Genomic DNA, 17,211 nt, shown 5'->3' on the forward strand with positions numbered 1-17,211 from the left:
AAATGAACAAGATAACCTGTCCTACGCAGTAGTTGGTATTTTCAATTCGGGGCCTGTGGTTAAGGTGGCCGGACTTTAAACCTGCCCGTGCGCCTGAAAGCCGGTGACGCGGGATTTCCTAGGGAGGAATAACACCTATGGATCGTCGTTCATTTCTGAAGACGTCTGCACTTGGCGGGACGGCCGCTGCAGCATCCACACTGGCGGCCCCTGCGTATGCAGCCGGTCACCGCACACTGACAATGGTCACATCCTGGCCCCGCGGCTTTGCCGTGCTGGACGATGCGGCAACATACCTCAACAACATGGTCGATGAGATGTCTGACGGCACCCTGACCATCGACAAGAAAGCCCCCGGCGAACTGGTCGGCGCGTTCGAAGTGTTCGACGCGGTGTCTTCCGGCCAGGCGGACATGTACCACTCCGCTGACTACTATTTCATCGGTCAGCACCCGGCGTATGCCTATTACACCGCCGTGCCTTTCGGCGGCACCGCGCAGGAGCTGACAAACTGGTACCACCACGGTGGCGGTCACGACCTGCACAATGAACTGGGCGAGGTTTTCAACCTCAAGTCCTTCCTTGCCGGTAACTCCGGTTCGCAGTCCGGTGGCTGGTTCCGCAACGAGATCAACTCCGCAGCAGACTTCAACGGCCTCAAGTTCCGCATGCCTGGTCTGGGCGGCAAGGTGCTGGGCAAGCTGGGCGCATCCGTTCAGAACATCCCCGGTGGCGAACTGTACCAGGCGCTGTCTTCCGGTGCCCTTGACGGTCTGGAGTGGGTCGGTCCCTTCGCGGACGAACGCGCGGGCTTCCAGGAAGTCGCGAAGGTCTACTACACGGCGGGCTTCCACGAGCCGGGCTCCGGTCTGGCGGCTGCGGTCAATCTGGACGTCTTCAATGACCTGGCCCCAGCGCACCAGAAGATCATCGAGTATGCGTGCATGGCGACAACCCACGTGCAGCTGGCCGAAACGCTGGCCAACAACGGTGCGGCCCTCGGCCGTCTGCAGCAGCAGGGCGTGAAGACCATGCAGTTCTCCGATGACGTCTGGGATGCCTTCGGTCAGGCTTCCTCCGAAGTGATGGACGAGAATATGGGTGACGATCTGTTCGCCCGGACACGTGCCAGCTTTGAAGAGTCGCTGACATCCTCGGCGGAATGGCTGTCCAAGTCCGACGCCTTCTATGTCGAACAGCGCGAGCGTGTGCGCAACAAGGCGTAAGCCTTTGGAAAGATAGCGTTGAGGGCCGCAAGTATGCGGCCCTTGATGCACATCAAGGACGGCTTTCGGGAGAGGCCGCATAAGCGTTGGACCGGACGGGACACGCTGACAAACAGGGGGGACATCAATGGCAGATGACGTGGTATGCGAGGGATTTTTCCGCGCAGCTGAGGGCGCAAAGCTCAGCTGTCTCGACAAATTCCAGGACAGCGGCATGGTCCAGTTCGTGCTGGGCAACCTGCTTGAGGCCCCTTACAACCTTTTCGCCGCACTTTTCCAGCCGCAGCTTTGGTTGAACTGGTCGAACCCCGAAGCGCTGATGCGCTTCATCTATTACGGTGGTTCGGTCGAGTTCTTCTTTGTTTGTGCGGTGGTCCTGATCATCCTCACGGCTGTCGGCATGGCAAGACGGTCGGTGATGTGGGGATGCGTGCGCGGACTTGAAGGGTTCGGCAATTTCATGGGGCGGACGTTTGCCTGGGCGGGCCTGATCATGGTGATCCAGCAGATCATCATCGTCTTCATGCAGCGGATCTTCACCCGGCCCGATATTTCTGTCGGGTTTGGGATTCCGTTGCAGTTCGATATCTCCTGGTTTGCCGAAGAACTGAAGCTTTTCAATGCGATGGTCGTCTGTCTGTGCGTGTCCTACACGTTCATTCAGGGCGGCCATGTGCGGGTCGACCTGTTCTATGCAGGTGCCAAATTCCGCACCAAGAAGATCATCGACATGTTCGGCGCGCTGTTTTTCATGATCCCGTTTGCGACGGTGACATGGCTTTACGGCTGGTTCTTCATGTGGCGGCATCTGGTCACCCCGAACCCGTCGGCGTCTGACCGGCTGGATCTGCTGCTGCGCAAGTCCAAATTGCTGAAATGGAATGTGGAGACGATTGGCTTCTCTCCCAACGGTTTCAACGGATATTTCATCTTCAAAGTCCTGTTGTGCATGTTCTGCGTGATGGTGATCTTGCAGGCCATCGCGGTCTTCTATCGCAGCTGGTGCGAATTGCGTGAAGGCGAAGCGTCTGCGGACAAATACCTCGACAAGGACACGCTTGGCGAAGGCGAAGAAGCCTATGAGGGGACACACTGATGTTTTTCGGGTTGGACGGGGTCGAAGTCGGCCTGATCATTGTATTCATCTGCCTGTTTGGCGGTATCCTCTCGGGCTTTCCGGTGGCCTTTGCCATTGGCGGTGCGGGCATCATCAGCTTCGGGATCATCGCGGCGATGGACAGCGCGGGTTTGCTGATCCATGCCGCGATTGACACCGGGTCGCAGGCGTACCGCGATCTGGTGAACTCCGGCGTCAAGGCCGACACGATATCGTTGTTCAGGTATCCCGACTTGCCCCGTATTGCCGAACCGGTGTTCCCTTCGGGTTGGGAAGTGGCGCTGGACCGAAATGTGTCTTTCATCGTGAATCGCATGAACGAACGCGTGCTCGCGGGCCAGTCGATTGAAACGCTGCTGGCGGTGCTGATGTTCGTTCTGATGGGCATTACGCTGGAACGTTCCAAGATCGCCGACGATCTGTTGACCACGATGGCCAAGGTGTTCGGGCCACTGCCCGGCGGTCTGGCGGTGTCGGTTGTGGTTGTGGGGGCCTTTTTGGCCGCGTCGACCGGGATCGTTGGTGCAACTGTTGTCACAATGGGCCTGCTGGCCCTGCCGACCATGTTGCGCAATGGCTATTCGCCCGAGATTGCGACCGGGGTCATCGCGGCGTCTGGCACGCTGGGTCAGATTATTCCGCCGTCGATTGTGATCGTTTTGCTGGGCACGCTGGCAGGGGATCTCTACTCCGCCGCGCAGGAAGCACGGGCGCAGACAGCGGGCTGCACAGACGCGCTGACCTTCCTTGGCGAACCGGCTGTGGTGTCCGTCGGCACGTTGTTTCAGGCGGCCCTGCTGCCGGGCATCATGTTGGCGCTGCTCTATGCGCTTTATGCCTTTGGATACGCGCTGCTGAACCCTGAAAAAGCCCCCGCGGTTGAGATGGGATCGACCAATTCGGAACCGATCACCCGCAATGAGGCGTTCACTTGGTTCCTTGGCGCGCCTGCGCTGCTGATTGTGGGCACGATCCTGCTGGGCAACCTCAACGTCGTCGGCAGCCAAAGCACCACGATTTCCAGCTTCTCCGACATCGGGCAGGCGGCCAGCCTGCGGACCAACGTCGGCGAGGAATGCAAAGCCTCCATGATTGACCTGCACGGGCAGGACGCATGGGATCTGGCAGTGGAAGAGCAAAAGGTGATCGACGATGCAGGCGGTCTGGCGCAGTCCGAAAAGCTGAGCATCGAGGCGCTTCAGGAAAGACTCGATGCGAAGATCGGTGGTGCCGCGCCGATCGGGACCGGTATTGCAATCCTGATCGTTCTGATGGGGCTGTTCATGACCACGGCGCGGGGCGTGTCGCCATCCTCCGGCACGCGACCGCTGATCATCGGTGGCATCGGTCTGGTGCTGATGGTGCTGGTCGATATCCTGCTGGTCGGACCCACAACGTCCGCAGGTGTAACCTGCGTCCTGATGGCGATACCTTTCGCACTGGCGATGTATGGCGTGGTCTACGCGACCAAGCTTTGTGCCGCCAACGAACTCATCCGGGTGGTCTTCCCGCCGCTGATGCTGATCGTGGCGGTGCTGGGGTCCATCCTTGGCGGTATCACCAACCCGACGCCCGCTGCGGCACTGGGGGCCGGTGGTGCGATCATGCTGGCCGCCTACCGCAAGCTGAAGGACGAAGACCGTTCGCCCAAGGTGATCATCTGGTCCACGCTGGCGATCATCGTCTGCATTCTGGTGGGCGTGAATTTCGATCTGCGCATCAACCAGGAGGGCGTGAGCTTTGAAAGCTGGTTCGCCTTCTTCGTGGCCTATGGCGCGTATCTGTATGCGGTGTTCGGGCTGCTGTTCTCTTGCTGGATCCTTTATACATCCGGCGTGTTGACACCTGTTGTGCGGGAGACGGCCAAGGTCACTTCGATGGTGTTCACCATCCTGATCGGCTCGCAACTTCTGAACCTTGTGGTGATCAGCTTTGGCGGGGAGCATTACATCCAGCAGTTCCTGAAGTCGTTCGATAACGAATTCACGGTCTTCCTGCTGGTGATGCTGGTGCTGTTCGTGCTGGGCTTCGTGCTTGATTTCCTTGAGATCATCTACATCGTGGTGCCGATTGTGGGGCCGGTGATCTATGGCGGATCGTTCGATCCCAAGTGGGTGACCATCATGATCGCGGTGAACCTGCAGACGTCGTTCCTGACGCCGCCTTTCGGTTTTGCGCTGTTCTATCTGCGCGGGGTTGCCCCGGCCAGCGTGACAACCGCGCATATCTATCGCGGGATCATCCCCTTCGTGCTGATCCAGGTGCTGGGACTGGCGGTGTTGTGGACCTTCCCGGGGATCGTCACGATCGTGCCGGACCTGATCCCGAACTAGACACCATACGGGTAAGAAACCGCCGATTGGTTGGCGGAAAATGGCCGCTCCCTCGGGGGCGGCCATCGGTTTTTCCAGGTTGCGCAGTATCGCACCATTGCTGACAGAATTTCGCCTGTATTTGTCGTTACCTCTTGTAAAAATACGTCAAGTACTGGGAACCCGGATGAGCGACAGCAGCCTAGAGGCGCGCCTGAGCCGATTGAATGCACAGGCAGCCGCACCAAACAGGGCCAAAGTGGAAAAGCCCGTAACCTTGGGGCGCCAGCAACGGCGGCGCGCCAAGCTGGCGCGCGCGCTCAACCTGCTGGAAGAGGCGGGGATCAGGGGCAACTATGCCTATCCGCTGCCGTTCTACTGGCTTACCCGGGTTGGCCTGATCTTCAAACCGCTGCATTACCGGTCATGGACGGGTTTGACAATTTTCGCCTTGGCGCTGTTCACGGTGATCTTCCTGGGGGCGGTCAAGCTGGCCAATCTTGTCGGATATGTCCCGATGCCACTGGCGCGGATGGTGGATGTTGGTCCGGCGATGTTTCTGGGGGTCAACATCGGCCTAAGCGTGACGTTTGCCGCGATCTACAAGCGCAAGGCCGAACGGATCGGCTTGCCCCGCTGGCGCGATCTTTGAAGCAGGACGTCTGAGGCTACCGGACGCGAACCGACCGGGGGCTAGCGGCTGCGCGGCCCTACGTCAGGCAGGGAGATATTGGCCACCTGTTCGGCAATCGGATCGTTGCTGAGCGGGTGTTGCTTCAGCTCGAACGCCTCGGGATCTTTCAGCTTCTGCCACGCACCGCCCATATAAACCTCAAGCCCGGCGAAGTTGGCCTTGTAGCCCATCTTCTGGCTGCCGGGTACCCAGTACCCCAGATAGACATAAGGCAGGCCCGCCGCACGGGCGATCTCCACATGGTCGAGGATGATGTAGTTTCCAAGGCTCGCCCGCGGACGGTCTGGGGTGTAGAACGAATAGACCATGCTGACCCCATCCCCCAGCACATCCGTGAGGCAGACGCCGACAAGCGCGCCGGATTCGGTATCGTTGTATTCGATGACACGGCTGCGGATCGGGGTTTCCTCGATCATGGCGGCGAATTCGAAAACGTCCATGTCCGCCATCCCGCCATCCGCATGGCGGCTGTCGAGGTATTTGCGGAAAAGTGCGTATTGATCTTCGGTGGCCCAGGGCGACGTGGCGCGGCGCGTCAGCCCTTCGTTGCGTTTGATCGTGCGTTTCTGGCTGCGCGTGGGGGCGAAGGCGGACACGTCGATGCGGGCGGAAAGGCAGGCCGCGCAATCGGCACAGGACGGGCGGTAGAGCACGTTCTGGGACCGGCGAAACCCCTGTGCAGACAGGCTGTCGTTCAGTTCGGCCGCGTTTTCCCCCTGAAGCGCCGTGAACAGCTTCCGCTCCATCCGGCCCTCAAGATAGGGGCAGGGCTGCGGGGCAGTCACGTAAAACTGCGGCGTAAGTGGCAGACTATGGCGCATGGATTCCGTCTTTGGTTTACCAAATGATAGCCTTGGTCAGCCCATGCGCCAATAGCGAGTTTAATAAAATGCGAGTGATTTCGCGGCCGTTCGCCTAGCCGCGCTGGCGGCGGTTCATCGGCACCGTGCCAAGCACCATGTCGGTCAATCCCTGACGGCGCGCCGAGGTGCACATCAGAACAACCGAAATCACCTGAAGCAATGGCATCGCCAGCGACACCGAATATCCCAGCGTGTGCGCAAAGGCGAGGCCCAGATCAAGTGGCCGGTCCTGAGCGCTGCGGATTTCCATTGCCATCAGGCGCATGCCCCATGTGGCCGATCCACTGGCCAGCGTGATCACCCGGTAGGCAAAGCCCACCACCAGCATCAGCAGGCCAAAGAAGAATATGCCTGTGAACAGGGTAAAGGGGAGGATCAGCAGGCAGATCAGGGCGATCAGCACACAATCGACAAGCCATGCGACAAACCGTTTCGACGGAATGCCTTCGTAGAATTGCGGTTGATGATCGGGATCGGGATGGGGGGACATGGGGCGTTCTCGGGTCTTGGTCAAGGGTAATGCCCCCCGGTCGGAGGACCGGAAGGCAAGGGGAGGTAAGGGACGGCTTACGCTTCGGTCGGGCCGTCGTTCTTGCGGGCGCGTTCTTCCATGAACTGGTCGAACTCCGCTTTGTCCTTGGCCTCGCGCAGGCGGGTCAGGAAGCTTTCGAAGTTGCTCTGCTCTTCTTCCAGGCGGCGCAGCGTGTCTTCCTTGTAGGCATCGAACGCGGCATTGCCGGTCTTGCTGGTAGACATCATCGAACGGGTGCGGCGGTGCGCGCAGGATTTGCCAGAAAACATACGTTTGCTCCAGATCATGTAGGCCAGAAGGGCGAGGCCGACGGGCCAGAAAAAGATAAAGCCGAGGACCATCGCGGCGATCCAGGCACCTTTGCCTTTATCGTCCAGCCAACGCTCGGTGCGGGTCAACCAGCTGTCGCGCGGGGCATAGCTTTGGTCTTGGGTCAGTGTGGTCATGGTCAAGCCTTCCGGTTGGTCAGGCCTGTTTCGCGGCCTGTGATGAAGTGAGAGGTCTTATGTGAATGCCTTTCACATCAATCAAAATGGCCATTGCCCACGGGTTTGCAAGGGTAAATGTGAAGTCTTTTTACATTTTTTGAGAAAGCGATTTAAAATCAGCAAGTTGCGCGCCGGATATTTCCAGCATCTGGGTCGGTGAAAGACCGAAAACATGGTGTGGCGTGCCTGCGGCGGCCCAAATCCGGTCGAATTCCAGCAAGGTTCTGTCGAACCACGCCTGACAAGGGGTGATGTGGCCCACAGGGGAAACCCCGCCGATGGCAAAGCCGGTCTGCGCGCGAACCAGCGCGGCATCGGCCTTGCCAAGACCGGTTCCTGCAAGCGCAGTGGCCGCGTCCAGATCAACCTGATTGCCGCCAGCCGTGATGAACAGCACCGCTTCCTGCGTCTGGGTTGTCTGCAGAACGATCGACTTGGCGATCTGATCGACCTGACACCCCAGCGCAATTGCGGCGTCCATTGCCGTGCGCGCCAGCGCGGTTTCACGGACATCTATGGGGACACCGGCGCTTTCAAGGGCGGCGCGGACACGTTTCAGGCTCTTGCTCATGGCGCGACACTGTCGCAAAGGTTGGGGCATGACAACGTCCCTTACTGCACAAATCACCCGCGCGCCGCGATTGTTTGACAAGACCCTCGCGGAAGAAGCGGAGGCGCACGTCGCATCATTGCCGTCTGACCTGCGGGCGCTGATCGGTGGGGCGGCGTCCTGCGCCCCCTACCTCGCGACCTTGATCCAGAAGGAAGCGGCATGGCTTGAAGGGGCGGTGGAGGATCCGCAGGGGGCCCTGACGGCGGTGATAGGCGCCGCACGGGAGCAGGGGCCAGAGGGGCTGAACGATGCGTTGCGGCAGGCCAAGCGCCGGGTGGCCCTGATGACGGCGCTGGCCGATCTGGGCGGTGCATGGTCACTGGATCAGGTGACGCGGAACCTGACCGATTTCGCCGATGCCGCCTGTCAGGCTGCGTTGCGCGCGGGGCTGGCGGCCCAGATCAAGCGCGGCAAGTTGCCCGGCATGGGCTTGGACGATCTGGAAGACGCAGGCGGCATGGTGGTGCTGGCCATGGGCAAGATGGGCGCGGGAGAGTTGAATTACTCCTCTGACATTGACTTGATCTGCCTTTTTGATGAGACACGCTTTGGCCGGGATGATTTCCATGATGCCCGCACGGCCTTTGTGCGCGCGACCCGTGCGATGTCCGCCACGCTGAGCGATCTGACAGCGGAAGGCTATGTGTTCCGCACCGATCTGCGCCTGCGCCCGGACAGCGGCGTCACGCCTGTGTGCATGGCGATGGAAGCCGCCGAACGGTACTACGAATCCCTGGGACGCACCTGGGAACGTGCGGCCTATATCAAGGCCCGGCCGGCCGCCGGTGACATGGAAGCGGGCAACCGTTTCCTCAAGACCCTGCGCCCCTTTGTCTGGCGCAAGCACCTTGATTTCGCGGCCATTCAGGATGCCCACGACATGCGGCTGGCGATCCGGGCGCACAAGGGTCTGGGCGGGCCGATTACCTTGCCGGGGCATAACATGAAGCTGGGGCGCGGCGGCATCCGGGAGATCGAGTTCTTCACCCAGACCCGCCAGTTGATCGCCGGCGGGCGGGACCCTGACCTGCGGGTGCGCGGGACCTGCGCGGGCCTCAAGGTGCTGTCGGACAAGGGATGGGTGCCACAGGATGCTGCGGACGTGCTGACGGATCACTACACCGCCCACCGCACGGTGGAACACCGATTGCAGATGCTGCGGGACGCCCAGACCCACGACCTGCCGTCAAGCGAGGACGGGTTTGCGCGCCTTGCCGCCTTCATGGACCGCGACATTGCCGACCTCAAGGCGGACCTGCATGCCCGGCTGAGCGAAGTGCATGGTCTGACGGAAGGGTTCTTTGCCGCGTCCCGTCCGGAACGGCCCCCGCAGCCCGAAGCGGTGGCCCACCGTTTCGACGATAGCGTGCTGGACCGATGGCTCAGCTATCCGGCGTTGCGCAGTGCGCGGGGGGCTGCGTTGTTCGAAGAACTGAAACCCGACCTGCTGGCGCGTCTGGCGCAGGCGGCCAAACCCGACGAGGCGCTGCTGGCCTTTGATGGCTTTCTGGCCGGGCTGCCTGCCGGGGTGCAGCTTTTTTCATTGCTCAAGGCCAATCCGCAGCTTGCCGATTTGTTGATCGACAGCGTGAACACATCGCCCGCGCTGGCCGCGCATCTGTCGCGGAACGCGGGTGTCTTTGATGCGGTGATCGGTGGGGATTTCTTTTCCGACTGGCCGGGAGAGGCGGCGTTGACGGCACTGCTGACGGCACATCTGGCCACGGCGCCGGATTACGAGGTGCGGCTGGATGAAACCCGTCGCTGGGCGCGGGAATGGCATTTTCGCATCGGGGTGCACCTGTTGCGCGGGCTGACGACTGCTGAAGTCGCGGGGCGGCAGTACGCCGATCTGGCGCGCGCGGTGCTGGCCGCGCTTTGGCCGGTGGTGGTAGACCAATTCGCCGTGCGCCACGGGCCGCCGCCCGGGCGGGGGGCGGTGATACTGGGGATGGGATCGTTGGGGGCAGGGCGGCTGACGGCCACGTCCGATCTGGACATGCTGGTGATCTACGATCCGGCGGGCGCGGAGATGTCTGACGGCAAGCGCCCCCTTGCGACACGGTCCTATTACGCGCGTCTGACGCAAGCCATGATCACAGCCATGACCGCGCCGATGGCGCAGGGCAAGCTGTATGAGATCGACATGCGGTTGCGGCCATCAGGCAATCAGGGACCGGTGGCCACGGCCCTGAGCAGTTTCGAGGAATACCAGACGCAAAAGGCCTGGACCTGGGAACATCTGGCGCTGACGCGCGCGCATGCGGTCGCCGGCCCCGCCGCGTTGGCCCGCGATGTGACAGACCTTTGCGCGCAGGTGCTGGCCCTGCCGCAGGACCGGGCGCGGGTGTTGGCCGATGTGGCGGAGATGCGCAGCCGAATTGCCGCCGCGAAACAGCCCGCAGGCTTGCTGGACGCCAAGATCGGACCGGGCCGTTTGCAGGATATCGAACTGATGGCGCAGACCGGGGCCTTGCTGATCGGCAGCGCGGCGCATGAGATCGAGGCGGGGTTGCGCGCGGGTGCGGAGGTGGACCTTTTGAGCACTGCGGACGCCGATCATCTGTGCGCTGCGTATCGCCGCTGCTGGGCGTTGCAATGTGCGGGGCGGCTGTTGTCCGCTGACCCGCCAAAGGCGGACAGTCTTGGACAGGCCGGGGCAGGTTTTCTTGCGCAGGCGCTGGATTGCGACACCATCGCGGCGCTTGAGACGCAGATGGAACAGCACTACGCCAAGGCCGCGACGATCATTGACGCCGCACTGCCGCAGACGGGAACGACACCATGATCAAAGGTGATGAACGCGACCCCAAGGGGTTGATCCTTGAAGCCTACCGGATCGAGGACATCACGAAGGCCGAATGCCGCACGATCTTTCTGGACTGGGCGCTGAGCCTGCCTTTGGAGAACGACACCGGCGCGACCATCCGCACCTTGCTGGATCAATACCGCAGCCCGCACCCCGATCACCCGATGACACAGGTCCTGATCGAGGGGCTGTCGACCATGGAAGCCCCGCGCCGACGCGGCGGATGGCGCGGCCGTCCGCGCAACTGATCCGCATCGAAAGCCTCCGTCATCGCTGAATTGATGCGTTTTTACGCGAAATTTGGCGTAATGCTGCCGCATTCTTTGTGGATAACTCCCGCAACAAAAGCCCGGACTCCGTCCGGCATGTGGGAGACCCGAAATGAAAACACTTCGCCTGATTACCGCCATTGGCCTTGGCGCGCTTGTCGCCGCCTGTGGCACAGCACCTGGCATTCCAAGCCGTGCAGCACCCAATGATGCAGCACAACCACCCTTGAATTTCCAGCAGGACGGCCTTGGCCAGCCCGCCGCCGCAGCGCGTGCCGTGATGCCGCAATCGATCAACGTGGCGTCCATCGTGGTGCGCGTGCCCGAGACCCTGACGGTGTCGGAATCAAACGGGTATTACCCGCGCGCCGATATCGTCTGGCGGGGCGACGTGCTGGGGGACCGCCGCGCCCAGATCAAGGCCATCTTTGAAGATGCCTTTGCCCGCGGCACCAGCACACTGCAGGGTGAGACACCTGTAATCATCGATGTGCAGGTCAAGCGCTTCCATTCCGTCACCGACCGCACACGCGCATCGGTGGGTGGGGTGCACAACATGGAGTTCTTCCTGACAGTCTATGACGCCGAAACGGGTGCGGTGTTGATGCCAACGCGCGAAGTGGCGGCTGATTTGCCTGCCTTGGGCGGGTCCGAGGCGATAGCCGCGGATCGTCAGGGCCAAACCCAGAAGGTCCGCGTGACCAGCTATCTGGCGCTGACCATCGATGAAGAACTGCGCAAGCGCCCGATCTGATCGGACCGACGTAATATCATCCCTTTCGCTGATCCGGCGAAAGGGCTAGAGGGGGCGCTATGACAGCGCCCCTTTCCGCATCCCCCGATCCATCCGATGATCTGCCCGTTGTACGGCTGATGCCCAAGGCAAACGCCAAGGCGATCCGTCACGGGTTTCCCTGGGTCTATGCCAATGAACTGGTCACCGACCGCCGCACCCGCAAGCTGGACGCGGGCACCATCGCGCGGCTGGAAGATACCGCGCGCCAGCCGCTGGGGCTGGTGGCGCTTAATCCTGCGTCAAAGATCATCGCGCGGGTGCTGGACCGTGATCCGGGCGCGCGGATCGATCAGGACTGGTTCGAAGGCCATATCTCCCGCGCGCATGGGCTGCGCACGCAGGTCTATGACACGCCTTTCTATCGGCTGATCCATGCGGAGGCCGATGGCCTGCCCGGTGTGGTGATCGACCGTTTTGGCGATGCCTGTGTGGTACAGCCCAATGCCGCCTGGGCCGATGCGCTGATCGACCCCCTTTGCGCGGCGCTGCAGGTTGTGACGGGGGTGCCGAATATCCTCAAGAACGCAACGGGGCGGGCGCGGTCGTTGGAAGGGCTGGACGATCAGAACAGGATACTGGCGGGCAGCGCGCCGGACGGCCCCGTGCAGGTGCCGATGAATGGCGCGATCTATCTGGCGGATCTGACGGGCGGGCAGAAAACCGGACTGTTCTTTGACCAGCGCCCGAACCATGAATTCGCATCACGTTTCGCGCGTAAGTCACGGGTGCTGGACATTTTTTCCCATGTGGGGGGATTTTCACTGGCGGCCCTCGCGGCGGGTGCGGAACACGCGCTTGCCGTGGATGGGTCAGCGCCCGCGCTGGCACTGGCGGCAGGGGGTGCCACGGCAATGGGCATGGCCGACCGGTTCGAGACACGTCAGGGGGACGCTTTCGACGTGCTGGCCGCGCTGCAGACCGAAGGGGCGCAGTTTGATCTGGTGATCTGTGATCCACCTGCCTTTGCGCCGTCGCGCAATGCTGCGGATGCGGGCCTGCGCGCGTATGAGCGGGTGGCGCGGCTGGCGGCTCCACTGGTGGCTGAAAACGGCACGCTGGCGCTGTGTTCGTGTTCCCATGCGGTTGATCTGACGCAGTTCCGGGGCGCGTGCGTGCGGGGCATCGGTCGGGCAGGCAGGCGCGCGACGCTGCTGCATACCGGCTTTGCCGGACCGGATCATCCGCAACTGCCACAGCTTGCCGAAAGCGGCTATCTGAAGTCGCTTTTCTTCCGGCTGTGAGCGGTCCGCGCATCCTGATCGATGCCTGCGTCTTGTATCCGACGGTCATGCGCGAAGTGGTGCTGGGCGTGGCGCGCGCAGGTCTGTTCGAACCCCTATGGTCCGCGCGTCTGCTGGAGGAATGGGCGCGTGCCGCAATAAAGCTTGGCCCCGAAGGCGAAGCGCAGGCGCGTGCAGAAATCGCTTTGCTGCGCCGGGATTGGCCTGCGGCTGAACGCCCCGCCGCGCCGGGTGTGGCGGCGCGGCTTTGGCTGCCGGATGAAAACGACATTCACGTGCTGGCGGTGGCGGTGGATACCGGTGCTGACCTGATCATGACAATGAACGCGAAGGATTTTCCGCGCGGGATATTGGCTGAAGAAGAATTGGACCGCATCGACCCGGACACCTTCCTGATGCAGCTTTGGCCTGCACAGGAACCGGTTATCCGCGACGTGGCAGACGAGGTTCTGGAGACCGCGCGCAAAATGTCAGGCAAGGATTGGCAGCATCGAAGCCTGTTCAGGAAAGCGCGTTTGCCGCGGTTGGGCAAGGCGCTGGACTTGCATTAACGACCCCGCCCAACCCCTTGATACGTCAGGATTGCCAGCGCCCTTCCAGTTTGCGCAGGGCGGCGATGCGTTCGTCCGTCTTGGGATGGCTCAAAAGCCACGCAGGTGCCGTGCCGTTGTTGGTCTGGGTCAGCGCTTCAAGCTTCCTGAACAGGCTGATCTGCGGGTCCACGCCGATGCCGGCCTTGGTCAGCAGCGCGGCGGCATAGGCGTCCGCCTCGTATTCGTCGCCACGTGACAAGCGGGCGGCCAGAAGGGTCGTCAGCATGTTCGCCACCCAAACGCCAATGAACGGGATGAAGCGGCCCAGCACCATCGCCAGCACAGTGCGCATGGCGTTCTGGCCCGAAAAATCGATCATCCGGCGGCGCGAATGGCCCAGGGCCACGTGGCCCAGTTCGTGCGCGATGACGCTGGCAAGTTCCTCCGCGGTGACCTCGCCCGCCTTGAATTTCTTGTAGAACCCGCGCGTGATGAAGATCCGCCCGTCGGGGGCGGCAAGGCCGTTGACCGGCTCGATCTCGTAGATGTGGACGTTGATGCGCGGCAGATCCAGCGCGGCGGCCATCTTGTCGCTGAGTTTCTTCAGCACCGGGTCCGCCAGCAGGGTGGAGCGCGCATCAAGTTCCTTCGCCGTCCGCCAGGCGGAAAAACGATACATGATGATGCCGTAGGCAACGGCAAGCAGAATGGGAAGGACGCGGATCATGCACTGAATATGGGGGCGATGGGCGCGGGGGCAACGGTTGGTGCGAGGTATTTGTAAAAGGATGAAGGGGGCCTGGGCGGCTACCACGCGACCGGTACGGCGGTGGGACCGCGAAAGGCCCAGCCGTGAAACGGCGCGTCACCGGTCAGATGCAGGCCGGGCAGGGCGTCGAACAGCATCGGCAGGGCGATATCGGTGATCAGGCAGCGCGAAGCGGCGGCACCGGCGCAGAAATGCGGACCTGCACCGAAGGGGATGGCGGGACCGGTGTCGCGGGTGATGTCAAAGCTGTCGGGTGCGTCGAAATGCGCCGCGTCCCGCCCGGCGGAGGAAAACATCAGAAACACGCGGTCGCCGGGGGCAAATGTCACGCCCTGCACCACGTCCTTGCGCGCGACGATCCGGGGCGACATGCCAATGGGACTGATCCAGCGCACGTATTCGGCAAAGGCATCGGCCCAGGTGTTGTCGCCGCGCTGGATGCGCGCCCGTTGATCGGGGTGGGTCAGCAGCGCCCAAGCGGTGCCCGCGATGGCATCGCGCGGTTCATTCTGCCCGCCCGAGATCACCAGTTTGATGTTGGCGCGGATGCTGTCCATGGGCAGGCCCGCCGCCTGTTGCACCGCCAGCGCACTTTGCGGCGCGGCGGCGCTGGCCATGCGGTCGATATGGGCGTCGATCAGGGCGGTGGCGGCGTGGCAGCGTGTTTCGACCGACCGGTCACCGATATAGTTGGCGCAGCCGTCGATCATGTGTTGGCTGACCCGGTCCATTTCGGCGTAGGTCATCTGTGTCAGGCCGGTGATCTGCGTCAGCGCCGCCGCCGAGACGGGCATGGCATAGTCGGTCACCAGATCGCAATGTCCCTTCGGAACAAGCTCCCGGAGGATGTCGCGTGCGGCGCGCGCGAAGATCGGTTTCCAGTGCCGCGCAACTGTTCTGGGGCTGAGTGCGGGAAAAAGGGCGCGCCGTTCGGCCATATGTGCGGCACCATCCTTGCGCATCATGTTCTCCCCCATCAGCATCGTCATAAGCCCGTCGGGCTGGTGGGAGGAGAAGACATCGATGCGCTTTTCCTCCCGGTGGATGTCGTCGCGGCGGGTGATCAGCGTGGCGTTGAGTTCGGGAACATAGGTGATCGGCGCGTCGCGGCGCATCGCGGCCAGGGCGGGGTACGGGTCAGCGGCGAATTTTGCGGGATCAATATGGGTCACTGGCGCGTTGGACATGACAATTAGCATATCCGGGGGGTGGTCACGCGCCTAGCCCCCTCAGCCCCGCATCGGAGATACCATGCCTTCCCTTTCCGCCCTTGTTTTGCCCTTTGTCGATGCCGCCGTGATGGTCACCGCGCTGATTGCGCTGACACGTGCGGCCGGTCTGCGGTCGTTTTCCAAGATGTCGGGCTATGATTTTGCAATCACGGTTGCGATGGGGTCGGTATTGGCGTCGGTCGTGGTGACCAAGAGCACCGGCGCGCTGGTCGGGATCGCGTCCCTTGGTGCGCTGTTTGTCGTGCAACTGGTCCTGTCGCGGCTGCGGGTCGGATCGGAGCAGGCCGCGGCGGTGATGGACAACGCGCCGCTGCTGATCATGGAAGGCCGCGAGATTTTCGACGACAACTTGCGTGCCGCCAAGATGACCCGCAGTGACCTGATGGCAAAACTGCGCGAGGCCAATGTCTTGCAACTGGATGCGGTGCGCGCGGTGGTTTTCGAGCAAACTGGCGATGTGTCGGTGCTGCACGGCGATGATGAAGTTGACGGCCCCCTGTTGGAGGGCGTGCAGCGGACCACCTAGCGCGTCAGTTCCTTGATCCCGCGGGACAGGCCCTCCAGCGTCATCGGGACCATGGCACCCTCGCCGAAGATCTGCTGGATCATGGTGATGGACTGGGTGTAGGACCAGTATTTCTCCGGCACCGGGTTGATCCACAGGTTCGATTTCCACTGATCGCGCGCGCGGCTCAGCCAGACCGATCCGGCTTCTGCGTTCCAGTGTTCGTTCGCACCACCGGGATAGGCGACCTCATAGGGAGACATGGAGGCGTCACCGACGAAAATACATTTGTAATCAGGGCCGTAGGTGTTGAGGACTTCGTGCGTGGGGATTTGTGCGTCCCAACGGCGGCGGTTGTCCTTCCAGACGCCTTCGTAGAGGCAGTTGTGGAAATAGTAGTATTCGAGGTGCTTGAATTCAGCGTTGGCGGCGCTGAAAAGCTCCTCCACCACCTTCACATGCGGGTCCATGGAGCCGCCCACGTCGAGAAACAGCAGCACCTTGACTGCATTGCGCCGCTCGGGCCGGGTTTTGACGTCGAGATAGCCGTGCTCGGCTGTGGCGCGAATGGTGCCGTTCAAATCCAGCTCCTCCTCCGCGCCATCGCGTGCCCAGCGGCGCAGGCGCTTCAAGGCGACCTTGATGTTGCGGGTCCCGAGTTCGACGGAATCGTCGAGGTTCTTGAATTCGCGCTTGTCCCAGACTTTCACGGCGCGCTGGTGGCGGCTTTCCTTTTGGCCGACGCGCACGCCTTCGGGGTTGTAGCCGTAGGCGCCGAAAGGCGAAGTGCCGGCCGTGCCCATCCACTTGTTGCCGCCTTGATGGCGACCCTTTTGTTCCTCAAGCCGTTTCTTGAGCGTTTCCATCAGCTTGTCGAAGCCTCCTAATGCTTCGATCTCGGCCTTTTCTTCCTCGCTCAGGTGTTTTTCGGCCATCTTCTCAAGCCATTCGTGCGGAATGTCGACGGCTTCCATGACTTCTTCAAAGCTGATGTTTTCGAGACCCTTGAAGGCTGCCGCGAAGGCCTGATCGAACTTGTCTATGTTGCGTTCGTCTTTCACCATCGCGACACGGGCGAGGTAATAGAACGCCTCCACGTCGTAGGTGGCGAGGCCTGCGGACATGCCGTCGAGAAATGCCAGGAATTCCCGCATGGAGACGGGAACCTTGTGGCGGCGGAGTTGGTCGAAGAAAGGCAGGAACATGGGCTGA

General features: G+C 61.9%; 17 protein-coding genes. 10 read left to right on the forward strand and 7 right to left on the reverse strand.

The annotated features are described in order from the left end of the window. Positions 1-137 precede the first annotated feature (137 nt). The 4 genes from AB4X18_RS17500 (at position 138) to AB4X18_RS17515 (ending at position 5,307) form a co-directional block, all read left to right on the forward strand. Positions 138-1,226, forward strand: a complete 1,089-nt coding sequence (locus AB4X18_RS17500) for a TRAP transporter substrate-binding protein (protein ID WP_370401292.1) — start codon at positions 138-140, stop codon at positions 1,224-1,226. A 127-nt stretch (positions 1,227-1,353) separates the two neighbouring features. Then, the gene (locus AB4X18_RS17505) at positions 1,354-2,322 is read left to right on the forward strand and encodes a TRAP transporter small permease subunit (RefSeq protein WP_370401293.1); all 969 of its coding nucleotides are present in this window, start codon (positions 1,354-1,356) and stop codon (positions 2,320-2,322) included. Continuing rightward, positions 2,322-4,676: a TRAP transporter large permease gene (locus tag AB4X18_RS17510; protein ID WP_370401294.1), complete on the forward strand. Its 2,355-nt coding sequence runs from the start codon at positions 2,322-2,324 to the stop codon at positions 4,674-4,676. The genes AB4X18_RS17505 and AB4X18_RS17510 overlap by 1 nt, the downstream gene beginning before the upstream one ends. A 166-nt stretch (positions 4,677-4,842) precedes the next feature. Next, positions 4,843-5,307 carry a DUF6404 family protein gene (locus tag AB4X18_RS17515; protein WP_370401295.1) on the forward strand — a complete coding sequence of 155 codons (465 nt, stop codon included), beginning with the start codon at positions 4,843-4,845 and terminating at the stop codon, positions 5,305-5,307. A 41-nt stretch (positions 5,308-5,348) separates the two neighbouring features. Here AB4X18_RS17515 and AB4X18_RS17520 read toward each other — a convergent pair whose 3' ends face one another. The 4 genes from AB4X18_RS17520 to AB4X18_RS17535 all read right to left on the reverse strand — a co-directional run bounded on the left by AB4X18_RS17520 (position 5,349) and on the right by AB4X18_RS17535 (position 7,803). Further along, positions 5,349-6,170, reverse strand: coding sequence for an arginyltransferase (locus AB4X18_RS17520; protein WP_370401296.1), 822 nt, complete (start codon positions 6,168-6,170; stop codon positions 5,349-5,351). 94 nt (positions 6,171-6,264) lie between these two features. Next, positions 6,265-6,702: an RDD family protein gene (locus AB4X18_RS17525; RefSeq protein WP_370401297.1), complete on the reverse strand. Its 438-nt coding sequence runs from the start codon at positions 6,700-6,702 to the stop codon at positions 6,265-6,267. 77 nt (positions 6,703-6,779) lie between these two features. After that, positions 6,780-7,190 (reverse strand): DUF2852 domain-containing protein, encoded by a 411-nt coding sequence (locus AB4X18_RS17530; RefSeq protein ID WP_370401298.1) that lies wholly within the window; start codon positions 7,188-7,190, stop codon positions 6,780-6,782. Between the two features lie 130 nt (positions 7,191-7,320). Further along, positions 7,321-7,803, reverse strand: coding sequence for a YbaK/EbsC family protein (locus AB4X18_RS17535; protein WP_370401299.1), 483 nt, complete (start codon positions 7,801-7,803; stop codon positions 7,321-7,323). A gap of 28 nt (positions 7,804-7,831) precedes the next feature. Here AB4X18_RS17535 and AB4X18_RS17540 point away from each other — a divergent pair, with 28 nt between their 5' ends. The 5 genes from AB4X18_RS17540 to AB4X18_RS17560 all read left to right on the forward strand — a co-directional run bounded on the left by AB4X18_RS17540 (position 7,832) and on the right by AB4X18_RS17560 (position 13,511). Further along, entirely contained in the window at positions 7,832-10,633 is a 2,802-nt protein-coding gene (locus AB4X18_RS17540) for a glutamine-synthetase adenylyltransferase (protein WP_432816840.1), read from the forward strand. Further along, positions 10,630-10,902, forward strand: coding sequence for a hypothetical protein (locus tag AB4X18_RS17545; protein WP_370401300.1), 273 nt, complete (start codon positions 10,630-10,632; stop codon positions 10,900-10,902). The genes AB4X18_RS17540 and AB4X18_RS17545 overlap by 4 nt, the downstream gene beginning before the upstream one ends. A gap of 133 nt (positions 10,903-11,035) precedes the next feature. Continuing rightward, a complete protein-coding gene (locus tag AB4X18_RS17550) occupies positions 11,036-11,677 on the forward strand; it encodes a DUF6778 family protein (RefSeq protein ID WP_370401301.1) in 642 nt (213 codons plus the stop codon). A gap of 59 nt (positions 11,678-11,736) precedes the next feature. Beyond that, positions 11,737-12,960, forward strand: a complete 1,224-nt coding sequence (locus tag AB4X18_RS17555; protein ID WP_370401302.1) for an RSP_2647 family RNA methyltransferase — start codon at positions 11,737-11,739, stop codon at positions 12,958-12,960. Then, positions 12,957-13,511, forward strand: a complete 555-nt coding sequence (locus AB4X18_RS17560; RefSeq protein WP_370401303.1) for an RSP_2648 family PIN domain-containing protein — start codon at positions 12,957-12,959, stop codon at positions 13,509-13,511. Before AB4X18_RS17555 ends, AB4X18_RS17560 begins: the two co-directional genes overlap by 4 nt. A 25-nt stretch (positions 13,512-13,536) precedes the next feature. On the opposite strand, the gene AB4X18_RS17565 is transcribed toward AB4X18_RS17560, so the two are convergent. Continuing rightward, positions 13,537-14,220, reverse strand: coding sequence for a M48 family metalloprotease (locus AB4X18_RS17565; RefSeq protein WP_370401304.1), 684 nt, complete (start codon positions 14,218-14,220; stop codon positions 13,537-13,539). A gap of 80 nt (positions 14,221-14,300) precedes the next feature. After that, complete coding sequence (locus AB4X18_RS17570) at positions 14,301-15,449, reverse strand: cytochrome P450 (RefSeq protein ID WP_432816841.1); 1,149 nt, start codon at positions 15,447-15,449, stop codon at positions 14,301-14,303. Positions 15,450-15,513: 64 nt separating this feature from the next. Between AB4X18_RS17570 and AB4X18_RS17575 the strand changes: the two genes are divergently transcribed. After that, positions 15,514-16,020, forward strand: a complete 507-nt coding sequence (locus AB4X18_RS17575; protein WP_370401307.1) for a DUF421 domain-containing protein — start codon at positions 15,514-15,516, stop codon at positions 16,018-16,020. Here the strand turns inward: AB4X18_RS17575 and AB4X18_RS17580 are convergent. Continuing rightward, positions 16,017-17,204: a vWA domain-containing protein gene (locus AB4X18_RS17580; RefSeq protein ID WP_432816842.1), complete on the reverse strand. Its 1,188-nt coding sequence runs from the start codon at positions 17,202-17,204 to the stop codon at positions 16,017-16,019. The genes AB4X18_RS17575 and AB4X18_RS17580 overlap by 4 nt on opposite strands. Positions 17,205-17,211 lie beyond the last annotated feature (7 nt).

The organism is Sulfitobacter rhodophyticola, assembly GCF_041281685.2.
GTDB lineage: Bacteria > Pseudomonadota > Alphaproteobacteria > Rhodobacterales > Rhodobacteraceae > Sulfitobacter.